This is a genomic window from Carnobacterium sp. 17-4, from assembly GCF_000195575.1.
In the GTDB taxonomy this organism is placed as follows: domain Bacteria; phylum Bacillota; class Bacilli; order Lactobacillales; family Carnobacteriaceae; genus Carnobacterium_B.
The window spans coordinates 934,112-952,994 of the sequence record NC_015391.1; the positions used below are offsets into that span (position 1 = coordinate 934,112).

Below are 18,883 nucleotides of genomic sequence, written 5' to 3' on the forward strand. Positions count from 1 at the left end.
TAGACGTAATGGGTGAAAAAATAGATCGTGTAAATAGAAATTTCGATTTAAACCGATACGCTGAAGTTCAGCATGCAAAAGAAAAGAATGAAATGACCATGCTTGCTAAAAATTATGAATCAGAAGAAACTTTGGTGCATAACGCACTAAATAAAGTGACAGACGCTAAGAATTTATTATTAAACGAATTACTTAAAAGTAAATTCAATTGGAATCACAAAAATCAAATAGTAAGATTCCTATGTTTAGTAGCAACTTATCCACTGCAGAGGAGATATGCTTGCGAATATTACTTTTATAAAAACAATTTAAGTAAGTATCAAATAATATGTAACAAAGAGAAAATGTCAGTTCAAAACAATTCAGCTAACAAAGCTGTTTGCTTTAATCTGACATTTTTTTAATTTTAATGAATTCATCTGAACTAATACTTGATTTAAAAATTATTCCCTTGCACAAAGAATTGAGCTTCTTCGTAATGGTATTTGATATTGGAATAGTTAAATGGATGCCCGCTGCTTAAATAATAGATACTTTCGATTGTTAAAGAAGGGTCGTGTGCTTCCAACTGTAAATATGCCGCTTCTTCTTGAGTTAATTTTCCAATACGCATAAATAAATCTGAAAAACGAATATTTATTTTTAGGTCCTCAGTTAAATAGTTGAAAATAGACTGACTGGCAATTTCTTCATTCAAATAAGGCACGACCGTCTTGAGGTAATAGGATTCTTCCACACAAAAGGGACGTGATTCAATGTAGCGGACGCGTTTAATGTAATAGATCGTTTCTTGGTTTGTGAGTTCAAGTATCTCTGCGACATTTGAAGGTGCTTCGATTTCTTTTAATTCAATGACTTCAGAAGACAAATTGAATTCTCTAAAAATGCTATGGAATCCTTGAACATCAGTTAAATTCACAAATCCTTTGCGGTGACGACCACGTACATATGTACCGCTGCCTCTTACTTGGTAAATCACACCATTTGTCTCTAAAACTTCCAATGCTTTAATAATCGTGTTTTTACTGACTTCATATATACCTTCTAATTCAGTGAGAGTAGGCAATTTATGGCCGCGTGTTAAATTATTTTCTTGAATGTAGATATTGATTTTATTGGCGACTTCATGGTATTTATTCATCACTTTGGCTCCTTTGTTTATAATTATATCATATTTTAAATTGTAAGGGTATTGACAAAGTGTATGGGTATAATTTATGATGTAGTCATACAACCGAAATTATACCCATACGCTTTTTAAGTGAAAAGGAGGAAGAACATGAAAGAAAATAAAAACCGCGTTTTAGCTGAACGGATTTTGGAAGAGATTGGTGGAGAAAAAAACATATCCAATTCGACTCACTGTGCCACACGCTTACGGTTGGTGCTGAAAGAAGAAAACGAAGAGATGGTTCAGTCTGTGAAAAAACTACCAGGGGTTATTGACGTAGTTCGTAAAGGTGGACAATTCCAAGTTGTTATTGGAAACACAGTAGATAAAGTTTACATTGAATTTAGTGAACTAACTGGAGGAGAGAAGAAAGAAGCGACAGAAGATACGAAGAAAGGCAATATCTTTAGCCGGATGATCGCGACAATGTCAGCTGTTTTTGCACCATTTGTTTATGTATTGGCAGCTGCCGGAACGATTCAAGGGGCTTTGATCATTTTGTCTCAGATTTGGCCAAGCATTGTAGAAACAGGCACTTATCAAGTATTTGATGTGGTATCTTGGTCACCATTTACATTCTTACCGATTTTTATTGCGGTAACAGCGTCTAAACATTTTAAAACAAATACGTATACGGCAATTTTTGCAAACGCTGCCTTGGTAGCGCCAGGATTTTCAGAATTGGCGCAACGCGCAGGTGCAGGAGAAGCCATTTCTTTCTTCGGTATGCCATTAAGTGAAACCGTTTATACTTCAACGGTTATCCCAGCTATTTTGCTGGTATGGTTGTTATCGTATTTGGAACGTATCTTAGAACGCATTTTACCAGAGGCTGTAACGCGCTTGTTTACGCCATTATTTAGTATTTTGATTGCGGTTCCGTTAACCATTATCGTCATAGGACCGTTGTCTGCAGCCGGAGCAAATGTAGTGGCAGCAGGCTATACAGCCTTAGCGGTTTCTTTCCCAGCCTTAGCTGGTATCATTATTGGGGGAGCATGGCAGTTGTTTGTATTGCTGGGAGTCCACTGGGGAATTACACCAGTCATTCTAGCAAACCATGAACAATATGGAATGGACACTTTCCAAGTGTATCAAACGATTGCGGTTATCTCTCAAGTAGGAGCCGCTTTAGCCGTTTTCTTAAAAACAAAGAAAAAAGAAGTTCGCAGTGTCAGTTTATCTGCAGCGATTACTGGTTTATTCGGAATTACTGAGCCAGCAATTTATGGGGTTAACTTACGTTTCAAGAAACCATTTATTATTGGAATTGTTACGGGAGCAGTTGCTTCATTGGTAACTAGTTTCTTTAATTCTTTCTCATTTGTATATACAGGATTACCAGGGCCTCTAACCATCATCAATACGTACAGTGCTGATCATCCATCTTCTTTCTGGGGAGTGTTAACTGGAACGGTTATTGCTCTTATCTTGCCAATCGTATTGGTTCAAATCTTTGGTTATGGGGATGACGCTGTAGAAGAAGCAGCTGATGTACCATTGAGTACAACAGAATTGGATGCTGAAGGCAACAACTAAACTGTAAATAGTACTTCAAAAATTGAGACTCAATCTCCAATCAACGGAGCGCTTGTACCGTTAGATGAAGTACCAGGTCCTGTGTTTTCATCAGGAGCAATAAGCAAAGGAGTAACAATTAAACCTGTAGAAGCTAGAGTAATCGCACTATTTAATGTAAAGTGATATTAGTAGTAGGCACTGAACATGGTATTGGTTTAACTTCTGACGAAGATATCGAAGTGTTGATCCATATTGAATGGAAACCGTTGAGTTAGAAGATAACCCTTTAGCGTTCATGTCAAAACAGAACAATCAATTGAGAAGGGCGATTTGCTAGTAGAATTGGATATCAATCAAATCAAAGCAGCTAATCTGCCGACTGTTACAATAGTCATTGTAACGAATAATGATGACTACGCAGATGTATTGGTCTCTCAATTAAAAGAAGCACTAGGCACAATAGTAACCATTAAAAAATAGGAGGATGTCAAATGTCTAAATTTCCAAAAGATTTCTTATGGGGCGGAGCTTTAGCCGCACACCAATTCGAAGGTGGCTGGGACCAAGGTGGTAAAGGACCGAGCGTCGCTGATGTGATGACAGCTGGTGCAGCTGGTAAGCCACGCGAAATCACCAAAACTGTTGAAGAGGGTAAATTTTATCCGAATCACGAAGCTATTGATTTTTACAATCGTTATAAAGAAGATGTGGCGTTGTTCGCTGAAATGGGATTGAACAGTTTACGTACATCTGTCAACTGGACACGTATTTTCCCGAAAGGTGACGAAGCTGAACCAAATGAAGCTGGACTTCAATTTTACGATGATTTATTTGATGAATTATTGAAAAATGGTATTGAGCCGGTCATTACGCTAACTCACTTTGAAATGCCGCTTCACTTAGCACAAACTTATGGTGGATTTAGAAACCGTAAAGTAGTCGATTTCTTTGTTAAATTTGCCGAAGTAGTTTTCGAACGTTACAAAAATAAAGTGAAATACTGGATGACGTTTAACGAAATCAACAATATGATGGACTACACAAACCCAATCTTCTTATGGACAAACGTAGGAGTACGAGTTGAAGAAGGCGAAAACGCTAAAGAAGTGATGTATACTGCAGCACACCATGTGTTATTGGCAAGTGCTCTATCAGTGAAAGTTGGTCGCCAAATCAACCCTGATTTCCAAATTGGGGCGATGGTGTCTCATGTACCGATCTACCCATTAACGGCTCATCCAGAAGATGCTATGTTGGCTGAAGAATCCATGCATTTGCGTTATTTCTTCCCGGATGTACAAGTACGTGGGTATTATCCAAACTATACGCTGAAAGAATTTGAGCGCGATGGCTTGAATATTCCTATTCGAGAGGGCGACGCTGAAATATTAGCACAAGGTAAAGTGGACTATCTAGGGTTCAGTTACTATATGTCTAATGTGGTGGATCATAAAGATGAAAATAATGATGATGAAGCTGCTAACGTGCATGGTAAGATTCCTTATCAAGTAGATAACCCATATCTAAAAGCTAGTGACTGGGGTTGGACGATTGATCCTGTAGGGTTACGTTACACGTTGAATCGTTTTTGGGATCGTTATCAAATTCCGCTATTCATTGTGGAAAATGGGTTTGGTGCGATTGATACTGTTGAAGAAGACGGCAGCATCCATGATGAAGCTCGTATCTCTTATTTGCGTGAACACATCAAACAAATGGGCATTGCGATAGATCGCGACGGTGTTGAATTGATGGGGTATACACCTTGGGGCATCATTGATATCGTTTCGTTCACTACTGGAGAAATGAAAAAACGTTATGGTATGATTTATGTCGACCGTGATAATGAAGGTAACGGAACAATGGAACGCAGTAAGAAAGATTCCTTTGACTGGTACAAAAAAGTCATTGAATCGAATGGAAAAGACCTATAAGATAGTTAAAAAGATAGCTTGAGACTTAAATTGAACTGCCTCTGTCAAGTAGACAGGTAAATAAACATAAAAAGCCATGTATGATAAAAATCATGCAGGGCTTTTTATGTTGGAATGGTTAAACCTATTTTTAATGTTACTTTTTTTGATATTATAAAACTTAATATATCTCTCAATGTCTTTTTCTAAACCTTCGTTGAGATACAGTTGAATATATTGTTCTAGTTCTGTATTTGTATGTTTACTATTCGAACGCAAAAAATCCCCCTAAAGTAGTTTGATTTTTTAGAGTCTACTTTAGGGGGAGCATATCGATAGATTCTGGCCTCTGCTTTTTCAGGATTAAGAAATAACTTTTACATCGTCATCGATTTTAAAAGGATGTTCTTTATTGATGTGATCATAAAACATGATGCCATTGATATGGTCAATTTCATGTTGAATAACAATCGCTGGATAGTTTTTCAAACGCGTTTTGTGAAGTTCTCCTTCTAAGTCAAAGTAAGTTAATGTAATACGGCTGTGGCGAGGCACGTAACCTGGAACTTCACGATCCACAGATAAGCAACCTTCACCTTCAGTTAAACAAGCGCTTTGAACTGAATGACTGATAATCTTTGGATTGACCATTACAGTGCTAATGATAGGCTCGTCAATTCCTTCTTCAATTCCAGGGATGTGCACAGCTATCAAACGTTTTGAAATGTCTAATTGAGGTGCTGCAAGTCCTACTCCTGCACGTAAGTTGTATTTTTCAGCAATTTCAGGGTCTTGGCTGTTTTTTAGAAATTGAAGCATGTCGTTACCTAATTGCTTTTCTTCTTCACTAATAGGTAATGTTAATTCTTTAGCAACCATTCTTAGTGTAGGATGGCCTTCTCTAATAATGTCTTCCATTGTAATCATAAATGTTCACTCCTAATATATGTTTCATAATAGTCATTTTCCACATAGGGAAAATCCTTATCAATTTCATCTTATTTATTTTATCAGTAAACTCAACATTTTGCACGATGTATAAAAAGTTGAAAAAAAACTATTTTTCATAAATAGATTATGGGATAATGGTGAACATGAAAAGAGAAAGTGTTTTTAAATCAAAAGTTAGAGGAGATTAAAATATGATAGATGCAAAAAGTTATGTTAATGAAGTCTATACTAAAGTTTCAGAACGGGATCCGGATCAACCGGAATATTTGCAAGCAGTAAAAGAATTTTTTGGTACTATCGAACCAGTCTTCGCAGCTCATCCAGAATTAATTGAAAAAAATATATTAGAACGTTTAGTGGAACCAGAAAGAATTCTACAATTTAGAGTTCCCTGGGTTGATGATCAAGGGGCAGTAAATGTAAACCGTGGATACAGAGTGCAATACAATTCTGCTATAGGACCTTATAAAGGTGGACTACGTTTCCATCCATCTGTTACACAAAGTATTGTGAAGTTTTTAGGATTTGAGCAAATTTTCAAAAATAGTCTAACTGGATTGCCTATTGGTGGCGGTAAAGGTGGTAGTGACTTTGATCCAAAAGGGAAATCTGACAATGAAGTTATGCGTTTTTGTCAAAGTTTTATGACAGAACTGCAACGTCATATAGGACCAGATATCGATGTACCAGCTGGTGATATCGGAGTAGGTGCACGTGAAATCGGATTTTTATTTGGCCAATATAAAAAGTTGAATGGCTTTCAAGCGGGAATTCTAACTGGAAAACCAATTTTCTTAGGTGGTAGTTTAGCACGAACAGAAGCTACCGGCTACGGATTAGTTTACTTTACTAAAGAAATGTTAGATGATATTGGAAAATCTTTCAAAAATCAAAAGGTCGTTGTTTCTGGAAGTGGAAATGTAGCCATCTATGCAATTGAAAAAGTTCAAGAATTTGGCGGAACGGTTATTGCTTGTTCGGATTCAGATGGTTATATTTTTGATCCAGAAGGAATTGATTTAGCACTTGTTAAAAAAATCAAAGAAGAAAAAAGAGAAAGAATTTCTGAATATCTAACGGAACGTCCTAACGCAACCTATGAAAACGGCAATATTTGGGACCTAGATGAAAGATATACGGTCGCACTTCCATGTGCAACACAAAATGAGATTGATGGACCAACAGCCCAAAAAATGATTAGCCAAGGAGTTGGTGCTGTTGCTGAAGGAGCCAACATGCCATGTAATTTAGAGGCTGTTAAAGAGTTTCAAAAAGCTGGAATCGTATATGGTCCAGCTAAAGCAGCCAATGCTGGTGGTGTAGCAGTTTCAGCATTAGAAATGAGCCAAAACAGTCAAAGACTAAATTGGAGTTTTGAAGAAGTAGATGATGAATTGAAAAAAATTATGAAAAACATCTATAAAGAAATAAAAGATACAGCTAAGTCTTATAATTTAGATGGAGATTTTGTAGCTGGAGCGAATATTGCTGGTTTTACAAAAGTTGCAAAAGCAATGTTAAGTCAAGGTGTCATCTAAGATAAAAAAAGAATCCAATTTTAATTGGGTTCTTTTTTTTGGTTTATAAAAAACATTTTTGTGTTTATTGAGGAAAACAAATTAGAAAATTTAAAAAATTGAAAGAAAAGTAAGCTGATAAAACGAAAAAGGTAAATTTTAACTAATTCTAATCAAATTATCATTTTTTTGTGAAAAAAGCGCAAAAAAAGAAATAGCGTTAAAATTTATAAAAAAGTAATACAGTTTAAAATGAATTATATAACAGTTTAATAAAGGTAGATAGTAATCTAAACCGTCAACGAATGTACAACTTATATGCTATATAACAAAAGAGTGACGAAAGCATTAGTGAATGAATTCACTTACGGAATGTTACAATAGATCAAAAAGAGCAGAATTTTAATGGAATAACTTGTTTTATAAGGAAGCAACAGTATGTTTACTTGCATCTAAGTTGAAAGCGTGTTAAATTTAAACTGTAAAAAATTCTGAGTAATACAGTTTCTTTAATGGTATAAAACAGAATTTTGAAAAACAATATTGTAAACGAGAGAGGAATGGGTTATACATGGTTAACAAGAAACAACCAGTAGATTTTGAAGCATTGTTAAGCACAATTGATGCTGCTTTCCCAATGGTACAAATCTTAGATAAGGACGGTAAAGTCGTAAATAAAGATATTATGCCTGATTTGTCTGACGACCAACTTGTTGAATTAATGGAAAAAATGGTTTGGTCTAGAATCTTACACGAACGTTCAATGGCTTTAGCTCGTCAAGGACGCCTAGGTTTCTACGCTCCTACAGCTGGACAAGAGGCTTCTCAATTAGCAAGTCATTATGCATTTGAAAAAGAAGATGAATTATACCCAGGATACCGTGATATCCCTCAATTGATCCAACATGGATTGCCAATATCAAAAGCATTCTTATGGTCTCGTGGACATTCAGTAGGAAACGAATATCCTGAAGATTTACATGCTGTACCACCACAAATTATTATTGGTGCTCAAATCATCCAAGCTATGGGTGCTGGTATCGGTCTTAAAAAACGTGGCAAACAAAACGTGGCGTTCACTTACACTGGTGATGGCGGTTCATCTCAAGGAGATTTCTATGAAGGATTGAACTTTGCTGGTGCTTATAAAGCTCCTGTAGTATTCTTTGTTCAAAACAACGGATACGCAATCTCAACTCCTCGTCATAAACAAACTGCAGCAACTACATTAGCTCAAAAAGCTGTAGCAGCTGGAATCCCAGGAGTCCAAGTAGATGGTATGGATCCATTAGCAGTTTACGCTGTTACTAAACAAGCAAGAGAATGGGCTGTAGCTGGAAATGGTCCTGTCTTAATTGAAACAATCACTTCACGTTTTGGTCCTCACTCAACATCTGGAGATGACCCAACACGTTACCGTGACCAAGATAGTTTTGATTACTGGGAACAACGCGATCCATTGATTCGTTTCCGTAACTTCTTAACTGAAAAAGGTTTATGGTCTGAAGAAAAAGAAAATGAAATAATTGAAAAAACTAAAGAAGAAGTTAAAGCATCTGTTAAAGAAGCTGACCAAGCACCAAAACAAAAAGTTTCTGATTTCTTGAAAAATATGTATGAAACACCAACTCAAGTTATCGCTGAACAAATTGCAACTTTCGAAGCAAAGGAGAGTAAATAAACATGGCACAAAAAACAATGATTCAAGCGATCACTGAAGCGCTTGACCAAGAAATGGAACGCGATCAAGATATTTTGATTTTCGGTGAAGATGTAGGTAAAAACGGCGGAGTATTCCGTGCAACTGCTGGTCTTCAAGAAAAATACGGCGAAGAACGTGTTTCAGATACGCCACTTGCTGAATCAGGTATTGGTGGATTAGCTATTGGACTTGCATTTCAAGGTTTCCGTCCTGTTCCAGAAATCCAATTTATTGGATTCTTATTTGAAGTATTAGATTCAATCGTAGGACAAGCTGCACGTACTCGTTACCGTATGAGTAGCACTCGTAACATGCCTATTACTATCCGTACGCCATTTGGTGGTGGAGTTCATACTCCAGAAATGCACTCAGATAACCTTGAAGGTCTGCTTACTCAATCTCCAGGTATCAAAGTAGTTATTCCATCAAACCCATACGATGCAAAAGGTTTGTTGATCTCTGCATTGCGTGACAATGACCCAGTAGTATTCATGGAACACATGAAGTTATACCGTTCATTCCGTGATGAAGTTCCAGAAGAAATTTATACTGTTCCTCTAGGAAAAGCTGCTATCACTCGTGAAGGTAAAGATGTTTCTGTTATCACTTACGGAGCTATGGTACGTGAAGCTATCAAAGCTGCTGATGAACTAGAAAAAGAAGGTATCTCTGTAGAAATCGTTGATTTAAGAACTATTTCTCCATTAGATATTGAAACAATCGTAGCTTCAGTTGAAAAAACTGGACGCGTTGTAGTAGTTCAAGAAGCACAACGTCAAGCAGGTGTAGGCGCAATGGTTATGTCTGAAATTTCTGAACGTGCTATCCTTTCACTACAAGCTCCAATCGGACGTGTAGCAGCACCAGATACAGTTTTCCCGTTTGGTTTAGCTGAAAATGCATGGTTACCAAATGCAACTGATATTGCTGATAAAGTTAAAGAAATTTACAATTTCTAATCTATTCATATGTGAAATGATAAATGCGATAAAGCTTATAAAGTCTATTGCATTTGTCTGTTCTAGTATTAAAAAACTAAAATAATATTTCTAAAAGAATAGCTAAACATAGAAGGGAAGAAAAATAACATGTCATTTAAATTTAAATTACCAGACGTTGGAGAAGGAATGGCTGAAGGCGAAATCGTAAAATGGTTAGTAGCTGAAGGCGATACAATTGAAGAAGAAGATTCAATCGTAGAAATCCAAAACGACAAATCTGTAGAAGAAATTGCAACACCAGTTTCTGGAACCGTTAAAAAAATTATGGTTGAAGAAGGAACTGTAGCAACAGTTGGACAAGTTATTATCGAAATTGACGCTCCTGGATACGAAGACGAGGAATCTGTTCCAGCTACTTCACCAGAAGCACCAGCTGCATCTGCTCCAGAACCTGCAGCAGCACCAGCTGCATCAGGAACTTCATTCTTCCAATTCAAAATGCCAGACGTTGGAGAAGGAATGGCTGAAGGCGAAATCGTAAAATGGTTAGTAGCTGAAGGTGATACCGTTAATGAAGAAGATTCTGTTGCAGAAATCCAAAACGATAAATCTGTAGAAGAGATTGCAACTCCAGTTTCTGGAACAATCAAAAAGATTTTAGTTGAAGAAGGAACTGTAGCAATGGTAGGTCAAGTATTAATCGAAATTGACTCTCCAGAGCACAACCCTGAAGGTTCAGCACCAGCTGCTCAAGAAGCTACAGCTGCACCAGCTGTAACATCAACTTCAACAGAAGCATCAGCTTCAAATAAAAATGTTTTAGCTATGCCATCTGTACGTCAATTTGCTCGTGAAAACGATGTTGACATCACTTTAGTTGCTGCTTCTGGTAAAAATGGTCGCACAACTAAAGAAGATATTGAAAACTTCAAGAAAAATGGTGGAAAAGCAACTGAAGTTGCAGCACCAGCTGAAAAAGCAACTGAAGCTAAAGCTCCAGCAGCTAAGAAAGAAGCTGCTCCAGCTAAAGCATTCAAATCTAACCAAGCTGAACTTGAAACTCGTGAAGCAATGACTCCAATGCGTAAAGCTATCGCTAAAGCAATGGTAAACAGCAAAGCGACTGCTCCACATGTTACATTGTTTGATGAAGTAGACTCAACTAAATTGATGGCTCACCGTAAACACTTTAAAGATATCGCAGCAGGCAAAGGCGTTAAATTAACATTCTTGCCTTACGTTGTTAAAGCTATCGTTTCAGTATTACGTAAATATCCAGCATTGAATGCATCAATTGATGATTTAACAAACGAAATTGTTTACAAACATTACTTCAACATTGGTATTGCTACTGATACTGATCGTGGATTGTTTGTTCCAGTTATCAAAGATGCTGATGCTAAGAGCATTTTCTCTATCGCTGGCGAAATCACTGAACTTTCTGGTAAAGCTACAGAAGGTAAATTGGCAGCTAATGAAATGAGTAATGGTTCAATCTCAATCAGTAACATTGGTTCAATCGGCGGCGGCTGGTTCACTCCAGTAATCAACTACCCTGAAGTTGCTATTTTAGGTGTAGGCCGTATCGCTAAAAAAGCAGTTGTTAACGCAGACGACGAAATCGTTGTAGCACCAGTTATGCAATTGTCATTAAGCTTTGACCACCGTATCATTGATGGAGCAACTGCACAAAAAGCAATGAATGAATTGAAAACATTGCTTGCTGATCCAGAATTATTATTAATGGAAGGGTAAGGTGAATTCAAAATGGTAGTAGGAGATTTCGCAATAGAGTTAGACACAGTTGTCATCGGTTCTGGCCCAGGAGGATATGTAGCAGCCATTCGCGCTGCTCAAATGGGACAAAAAGTTGCAATCGTGGAAAAAGAATATATCGGTGGGGTTTGTCTTAACGTTGGATGTATTCCTTCTAAAGCACTAATCAGTGCTGGACACCACTATCAAGATGCATTAGATTCATCTGTTTTTGGGGTAACTGCTGAAAACGTGGTTCTAGATTTTGCCAAAACTCAAGAGTGGAAAAACAATAAAGTTGTAGCATCTTTAACTAAAGGTGTTGAAGGTTTATTGAAAAAAAACAAAGTGGAAATTCTTCGAGGTGAAGCTTACTTCAACGATGAACATACTTTACGTGTGATGACTGAAACAGCTGCACAAACGTATTCATTTAAGAATGCAATCGTTGCAACTGGTAGCCGTCCAATTGAAATCAAAGGGTTCAAATTCGGCAAACGTGTAATCGACTCAACTGGTGGATTGGCTTTACCAGAAGTTCCTAAAAAACTTGTTGTAGTTGGTGGCGGATATATTGGTAGTGAATTAGCTGGAGCTTATGCAAACTTAGGAGCTGAAGTAACAATTCTTGAATTTGCACCATCTATTTTACCAACATTCGAAAAAGACATGGTTAAATTAGTAACAGATAACTTTAAAAAGAAAAATGTTACGATTGAAAACAATGCAATGGCTAAAGAAGCCGTTGAAACTGAAAATGGCGTATCTGTCACTTATGAAGTGAAAGGCGAAGAAAAAACAATTGAAGCTGATTATGTAATGGTAACAGTTGGTCGTCGTCCAAATACAGATGAACTAGGTTTAGAATCAACTGGTGTTGAAATGAATGAACGTGGACTTGTTAAAGTTGACGCTCAAGGTCGCACAAATGTGAAAAACATTTATGCAATCGGAGATATCACTCCAGGAGCAGCTTTAGCTCACAAAGCTAGTTATGAAGCAAAAATTGCTGCAGAAGCAATTTCTGGTAAAAAAGTAGCTATTGATTACAGAGCTATGCCTGCTGTTGCCTTTACAGATCCTGAACTAGCGGTTGTTGGTTATACAGCTGCAGAAGCTAAAGAAAAAGGATTAGATGTAAAAACTTCTAAATTCCCATTAGCTGGTAACGGACGTGCATTGTCTTTAAATGCTACTGAAGGTTTTGTTCGCTTAGTTACAACTAAAGATGAAGGTGTTATTGTAGGAGCTCAAATTGCTGGTGTTAGTGCTAGTGATGTAATTGCTGAACTTGCTTTAGCAGTTGAATCAGGAATGGTTGCAGAAGATATTGCTTCAACCATTCATGCTCACCCATCTTTAGCTGAAGTATCTATGGATGCTGCTGAATTAGCTTTAGGTTTACCAATTCACGCGTAATTATTAAAAAATCTACTGTTTTTGTAGTCGTCCTAATTGTTCCAATTAAGACGTGTCCATACTGAAAAAGAGCTTCTCATTCTGATTTGGAATGAGAAGCTCTTTTTACTTTTTTAACTAGTTGAAAGTTCATTATACCCACTTTAACTATTTAGTTTGGTATACTAAGCATGTTAGAGTTAGGGTTTATCATAATAAATAAAGGGAATCGCATATATAAAGTTGGGGGAGATTAAATGAAAAGTGATAAAAAAATTATAGTCGTTGGATCAGACGATATCGCCTATCATTTTTGTTTTTTAAGCATGACAACATTAAATTTAAAAGAAGTTTATCTGTATCCATTTCCAATTCCACAAGAAGATAAAACGAATGATTTGCAGTATGCTTCCGAGCTATTCCCTATGAGCAAAATAAAAATAGGCAATGAAAAAGATTATGCAGATGCTGATGTTTTAATTTTAACCGCAAGAGAGAATCGACTAGAAAATGAACCAGATTCAGAATACCTTAGAAGGAATATTTTATTGGTACGTAAAATTATTAACCAAGCAATGGCTTCAGGTTTTAGTGGATTAATTGTTGTCGCGAATAAATTAGATGATTTGTTTACATACTTAGTTTGGAAATTTTCTGGCTTGCCAAAAAATAAAATTATCGGGTTAGGAACATACATTGACACAATTTATTTCCAAAAATTATTAAGTGAAGCGTTAGATGTTTCTTTTAATGAAGTTAAAGGGTATATTATCGGAGGAAGCAGCCCTTTGCAAAAAACAGTTGCATGGAGCCGTTCAAGTATGGGAGGAAATTCAGTATTAGGTTTAACAATGGATCCAAATACTAATTTTAACCAAGATAATATGAGCATAATAGAAGAAAAGATAGCTAAACGGAATCGAATGAACGAAAATAAAGAATTGACATTAACAACTGCAACAGCTTTACTTGAACTGATCCAGTATATTTTAACAAATAAAAAAGCCATCGTACCACTTGTTCACCTTATGGATATAGGTGAATTGAAAGATATACCTCTATCCATACCTGTTATATTAGGAGAGAGCGGTATAAGACAAATTGCTGGATTGAATTTTTCTGAAACAGAACAAAAAAGTTTATTAATCAGTGCTAATGAAATAAGAATCCAACTGGATTGGGTTGAGCAAGGATAATTATGGAGGTCAAACTAATGGAAAAAAGTTATAGTTACCCAATTGATTACGATTGGACCAAAGAGCAAATGGAAGATGTAGTGAATGTATGGCGAATGGTAGAGCTGGCCTATGAAAAGGGAATCGATCGTGAAGAGTTTTTAATGAAATACAAAAAGTTTAAAAAAGTTATTCCTGCTATTGGTGAGGAAAAAAGATGGGGTAAAAAATTTGAAGAAATTTCAAATTATTCTCTTTATCGTGTGGTAAAGGAAGCACAGACCTCTACTAGAAAAATGATTCACTTAACTGAGAAATAAATACTTTGTATTTTAGTTGTCTTTTTTGATAAATTATATTAAATTATTTCTTGAAAGGAAGTGAATTTTTTGAATCAGTTTATAGAAAGAGACCAGTTAATTAAAGAATGGATTTATGATGCTGCTAAAACAATAAAAACTTCATTTAATGTTGAATTAGATATCCAACAAAAATCAAATCGTAATGATTTAGTCACCAATATGGATAAAGCCATAGAAAAACTGTTTATTGAAAAAATTCAGCAGTATTTTCCTGGAGAGCGTATTTTGGGAGAAGAAGGTTTTGGAGATGACGTTCAAAATTTAGATGGTGTGGTCTGGATTATAGATCCAATCGATGGAACATTAAATTTTATTAAACAACAGTCTGATTTTGCGATTATGGTAGCTATTTATGAAAATGGAAAGGGTCAAATGGGTTATATCTATGATGTAATGCAGGATAAACTGTATTCTGCTCAAAAGGGTAGCGGCGCCTATTGCAATCAAACCCTTATCCCGGTAGTTGATGATAAACCATTAAAAGAAGGTCTCGTGGCTATAAGTAGTGCATTGATGTCTAAAGAAGAAGGTTTGGCAAGGATAGTTGGTAGAGCAAGTTCTGGCGTTCGTTTAATTGGATCAGCAGGCATTGAAACCGCTCATGTTGTTTCTGGAAGGCTGATAGGGTACCTTGCCGCATCGCTTGCACCATGGGACATCGCAGCTGGTAAAGTGATTGCTGAAGAAGTAGGTCTAGTCTATACCAAGTTAAATGGAGATAGCATTGATTTGTTGAAAAAAAATGCTTCTCTTGTGGCCGCACCTCTAGCTCACAAAGAAATTATTAGTCTTTTGAGTGCCGAAAACAAAGTTTGAGGATCAAAAAATGATCACTTTCCTTTAATAAGTAATCATTGACTGTCCAATCAAAAAGTTATCTGTGAATCGTCTAATAAATAAATCGCTTACAACGAAAAAGTTAAAAATAACCTATCTTTTTTCTTTTCAATTCCTTATATAAGTGTTAGAATGGATAAGTTGATAGTTGTCTTCATAAGTTTTCAATGCGTTTTCATTAAAGAATTGCAAAAAACTTATGAATAGTTCAAGTGCGAAAAATGTATTGAACAATTTTTTTATTCGTAGATAGCGATTCAGTAGCATTGAAATAACAAGAAGAATCTTGGAGGAATACATTAATGAAAAATAGAGAAAATCTTAGAAATGTTGCCATAATTGCCCATGTCGACCACGGTAAAACAACCTTAGTTGATGAATTATTAAAGCAATCAGACACATTAGGCGCGCGTAGCCAATTGGCGGAACGTGCAATGGATTCAAATGCATTAGAACAAGAACGTGGAATTACAATCTTAGCAAAAAATACAGCCGTAAAATACAAAGATACTCACATCAACATCATGGACACACCAGGCCATGCTGACTTCGGTGGAGAAGTTGAACGTATTATGAAAATGGTTGATGGTGTAGTTTTAGTTGTCGACTCTTATGAAGGAACAATGCCACAAACTCGTTTTGTATTGAAAAAAGCTTTGGAACAAAAAGTTGTTCCTATTGTTGTAGTAAATAAAATTGATAAAGATTCAGCTCGTCCTGCAGAAGTAGTTGACGAAGTACTTGAATTATTTATTGAATTAGGTGCAGATGACGATCAATTGGACTTCCCAGTCATTTATGCTTCTGCTATGAACGGTACGTCTAGTTTATCAGATGACAAAAATGATCAAGAACCAACAATGGCTCATATCTTTGATACAATTCTTGAAAAGATCCCTGCTCCAATTGATAATTCTGATGAACCTTTACAATTCCAAGTATCATTATTGGATTACAACGATTATGTTGGTCGTATTGGTATCGGACGTGTATTCCGTGGAACAATTAAAGTTGGAGATTCTGTAACTTTAAGTAAATTAGACGGATCAACTAAAAATTTCCGTGTAACAAAACTTTTTGGATTCTTTGGTCTAGAACGTTTAGAAATCGAAGAAGCTAAAGCAGGAGATTTAATTGCAGTATCAGGTATGGAAGATATTTTCGTTGGAGAAACAGTTACACCAGTTAATCATGTTGACCCATTACCAATTCTTCATATTGACGAACCAACATTGCAAATGACATTCTTAGTTAACAATTCTCCTTTCGCAGGTCGCGAAGGTAAATGGGTTACTTCACGTAAAATTGAAGAACGCTTAATGTCTGAATTGCATACTGATGTTTCATTACGTATTGATCCTACTGATTCTCCAGATGCATGGGTCGTTTCAGGACGTGGAGAATTGCATTTGTCAATTCTTATTGAAAACATGCGTCGTGAAGGTTATGAATTACAAGTTTCTCGTCCAGAAGTTATCTTAAAAGACTTTAATGGTGTTCAATGTGAACCATTTGAATTAGTTCAAATTGACACACCAGAAGAGTACATGGGTTCAATTATTGAATCTTTAAGTGCTCGTAAAGGTGAAATGACAGATATGATCAATAATGGAAATGGTCAAGTTAAATTGACTTTCTTAGCTCCAGCTCGTGGTTTGATCGGTTATTCTACAGAATTCCTTTCAATGACTCGTGGATATGGAATTATGAACCACACTTTTGATCAATACTTGCCTCGTCTAAAAACTAAAATTGGTGGACGTCGTAATGGTGCATTAGTTTCAACTGAAACGGGTAAAGCAACAACTTATGGTATCATGGGTGTTGAAGACCGTGGAACAATCTTTATTGAACCAACTACTGAAATTTATGAAGGAATGATCGTTGGGGAAAACTCTCGTGAAAATGACATCACTGTTAATATCACGAAAGCTAAACAAAAAACTAACGTACGTTCTGCTAATAAAGACCAAACTAACGTAATCAAAGCGCCTCGTCATTTAACACTTGAAGAATCATTAGAGTTCTTAGGTGATGATGAGTACTGTGAAATCACTCCATTGAGTGTGCGTTTACGTAAACAAGTCTTAAATAAAAACGAACGTGAAAAATCAGCTAAGAAAAACAAAGCTTCACAAAACTAAAACTAAAGAGACAGTTCCCAAAAAAATGATTGGTTCATTTTTAGGGAACTGTCTTTTTTTATAGCTCATTCTCACCAAAAGAGGAATTGAACCAAATTAGTGTCCTTTGTTATTGTTGGATGGATAGTTTGTTGCTATAATAAAAGTGTTGCGTAATTTGCAACTAAAGAACGATGGATTAAGACTGGATTGAAATCTAATCAATACAGGATTAAAATTATAGAATAGGGAGGCTAAAGGCTTCTTTTAGCCGTAAACATGAGAAAATTTAAATATCTTGATTACTATATCTTTATCCCTTATTTAGTTTTATCTATAATAGGGATCCTAATGGTTTATAGTGCTAGTAGTTATGTTGCTATTAGTCAGTACAACAATTCTCAATTTTATTTTACCAGACAAGCCGCCTTTGTTATTTTGGGCTTAATTACAAGTATGATTGTTTTTTTATTCAAATATAAACTATTAAAAAACAAGCGCTTTTTAGTAGGTGCAAGTGGGTTTGTTGCAATCTTACTTGTTTACTTATTCTTTTTTGGTAAAATTACAAACGGAGCAAAAGGTTGGCTATTCATTTTTGGTTTTGGTTTTCAACCTGCAGAGTTTGCAAAAATAGTAGTTATTTGGTACTTTGCTTATATTTTTTCAAAAAAACAAAATCAACTCGTGCATAATTTTAAGGAAACAGTTACTCCACCACTAACACTCTTTGGTTTTTATTTAGTGTTGATCCTTTTGCAACCCGATGTCGGTGGTGCTGCCATTTTACTTGTTACAGGAACCATCATGATCTTAGCAAGTGGAGTTTCGACAAAATTAACGGCGGCTGTTGGAGCAGTGGGAGTTGCTTTAATAGGAGGTATACTTGCGCTTGTGCGTGTATTTGGTATGAGTCTGCCTTTTTTAGAAAAATACCAATACGATCGATTCTTAGCTTTTTGGGATCCTTTTGCTGTATCTGAAAGTGCCGGGCTTCAATTAGTGAATTCCTATTATGCGCTACGACGTGGAGGGGTTTTTGGAGTAGGAATTGGTGAAAGTATTCAAAAAACTGGTTATTTACCTGAACCTTATACAGACTTTATTATGTCTATTATTGGTGAAGAAATGGGATTGGTTGGTATACTGGTTATTGTTGCACTCTTTAGTTTATTGATTTTACGTATTTACTTAGTCGGTATTCGAACAAAAGATTCATTTGGATCATTAATTTGCATCGGAATCGCAACAATGTTATTAGTACAAGGACTTGTTAATTTAGGTGGGGTTATTGGATTAATGCCTATCACAGGAGTAACCTTTCCATTTATTAGTTATGGAGGTTCCAGCACGATTGTTTTAACGATTTCTATTGGCTTGGTATTAAATGTTAGTGCAACAGATAAAAAGCACAATCAACAAATTTTAGAAAAAAACAACAAAAATTAAATGAGTTTACTGGATGTAGTAAACAACTTGTTTACAGTGCTGTCTTTTTTAAAAATAAGTTGCATCCT

General features: G+C 36.0%; 15 protein-coding genes and 1 pseudogene. 14 read left to right on the top strand and 2 right to left on the bottom strand.

Annotated features, from left to right (window positions below; all coding sequences use genetic code 11):
• Positions 1 to 8 precede the first annotated feature (8 nt).
• Complete coding sequence (locus CAR_RS04605; protein ID WP_041556199.1) at positions 9 to 404, top strand: hypothetical protein; 396 nt, start codon at positions 9 to 11, stop codon at positions 402 to 404.
• Between the two features lie 32 nt (positions 405 to 436).
• Here CAR_RS04605 and CAR_RS04610 read toward each other — a convergent pair whose 3' ends face one another.
• Positions 437 to 1,141 (bottom strand): GntR family transcriptional regulator, encoded by a 705-nt coding sequence (locus CAR_RS04610; RefSeq protein ID WP_041556201.1) that lies wholly within the window; start codon positions 1,139 to 1,141, stop codon positions 437 to 439.
• A gap of 138 nt (positions 1,142 to 1,279) precedes the next feature.
• Here CAR_RS04610 and CAR_RS04615 point away from each other — a divergent pair, with 138 nt between their 5' ends.
• From CAR_RS04615 to CAR_RS04620, 3 genes and pseudogenes are all read left to right on the top strand, one after another.
• On the top strand, positions 1,280 to 2,710 hold the full coding sequence (locus tag CAR_RS04615) for a PTS transporter subunit EIIC (RefSeq protein WP_013710549.1): 1,431 nt from the start codon (positions 1,280 to 1,282) through the stop codon (positions 2,708 to 2,710).
• Positions 2,711 to 2,749: 39 nt separating this feature from the next.
• A pseudogene (locus CAR_RS13310) lies at positions 2,750 to 3,172 on the top strand (PTS glucose transporter subunit IIA).
• A gap of 11 nt (positions 3,173 to 3,183) precedes the next feature.
• Positions 3,184 to 4,626 (top strand): 6-phospho-beta-glucosidase, encoded by a 1,443-nt coding sequence (locus CAR_RS04620; protein WP_013710550.1) that lies wholly within the window; start codon positions 3,184 to 3,186, stop codon positions 4,624 to 4,626.
• Between the two features lie 342 nt (positions 4,627 to 4,968).
• Here CAR_RS04620 and def read toward each other — a convergent pair whose 3' ends face one another.
• A complete protein-coding gene (def, locus tag CAR_RS04625) occupies positions 4,969 to 5,532 on the bottom strand; it encodes a peptide deformylase (RefSeq protein WP_013710551.1) in 564 nt (187 codons plus the stop codon).
• Positions 5,533 to 5,747: 215 nt separating this feature from the next.
• On the opposite strand from def, the gene gdhA reads away from it, so the two are divergent.
• The 10 genes from gdhA (at position 5,748) to CAR_RS04675 (ending at position 18,815) form a co-directional block, all read left to right on the top strand.
• A complete protein-coding gene (gdhA, locus tag CAR_RS04630) occupies positions 5,748 to 7,094 on the top strand; it encodes an NADP-specific glutamate dehydrogenase (protein WP_013710552.1) in 1,347 nt (448 codons plus the stop codon).
• Positions 7,095 to 7,644: 550 nt separating this feature from the next.
• The gene (gene pdhA / locus CAR_RS04635; protein WP_013710553.1) at positions 7,645 to 8,754 is read left to right on the top strand and encodes a pyruvate dehydrogenase (acetyl-transferring) E1 component subunit alpha; all 1,110 of its coding nucleotides are present in this window, start codon (positions 7,645 to 7,647) and stop codon (positions 8,752 to 8,754) included.
• 2 nt (positions 8,755 to 8,756) lie between these two features.
• A complete protein-coding gene (locus tag CAR_RS04640; protein ID WP_013710554.1) occupies positions 8,757 to 9,734 on the top strand; it encodes an alpha-ketoacid dehydrogenase subunit beta in 978 nt (325 codons plus the stop codon).
• 129 nt (positions 9,735 to 9,863) lie between these two features.
• A complete protein-coding gene (locus CAR_RS04645) occupies positions 9,864 to 11,471 on the top strand; it encodes a 2-oxo acid dehydrogenase subunit E2 (RefSeq protein ID WP_013710555.1) in 1,608 nt (535 codons plus the stop codon).
• 12 nt (positions 11,472 to 11,483) lie between these two features.
• Positions 11,484 to 12,890 (top strand): dihydrolipoyl dehydrogenase, encoded by a 1,407-nt coding sequence (lpdA, locus tag CAR_RS04650; protein ID WP_013710556.1) that lies wholly within the window; start codon positions 11,484 to 11,486, stop codon positions 12,888 to 12,890.
• A gap of 236 nt (positions 12,891 to 13,126) precedes the next feature.
• A complete protein-coding gene (locus CAR_RS04655; RefSeq protein WP_013710557.1) occupies positions 13,127 to 14,065 on the top strand; it encodes a lactate/malate family dehydrogenase in 939 nt (312 codons plus the stop codon).
• A 17-nt stretch (positions 14,066 to 14,082) separates the two neighbouring features.
• Positions 14,083 to 14,364 (top strand): UPF0223 family protein, encoded by a 282-nt coding sequence (locus CAR_RS04660; protein WP_013710558.1) that lies wholly within the window; start codon positions 14,083 to 14,085, stop codon positions 14,362 to 14,364.
• 60 nt (positions 14,365 to 14,424) lie between these two features.
• Positions 14,425 to 15,222, top strand: coding sequence for an inositol monophosphatase family protein (locus tag CAR_RS04665; RefSeq protein ID WP_013710559.1), 798 nt, complete (start codon positions 14,425 to 14,427; stop codon positions 15,220 to 15,222).
• A 323-nt stretch (positions 15,223 to 15,545) separates the two neighbouring features.
• Entirely contained in the window at positions 15,546 to 17,387 is a 1,842-nt protein-coding gene (typA, locus tag CAR_RS04670) for a translational GTPase TypA (protein WP_013710560.1), read from the top strand.
• 258 nt (positions 17,388 to 17,645) lie between these two features.
• Positions 17,646 to 18,815, top strand: coding sequence for an FtsW/RodA/SpoVE family cell cycle protein (locus tag CAR_RS04675; protein ID WP_041556205.1), 1,170 nt, complete (start codon positions 17,646 to 17,648; stop codon positions 18,813 to 18,815).
• Positions 18,816 to 18,883 lie beyond the last annotated feature (68 nt).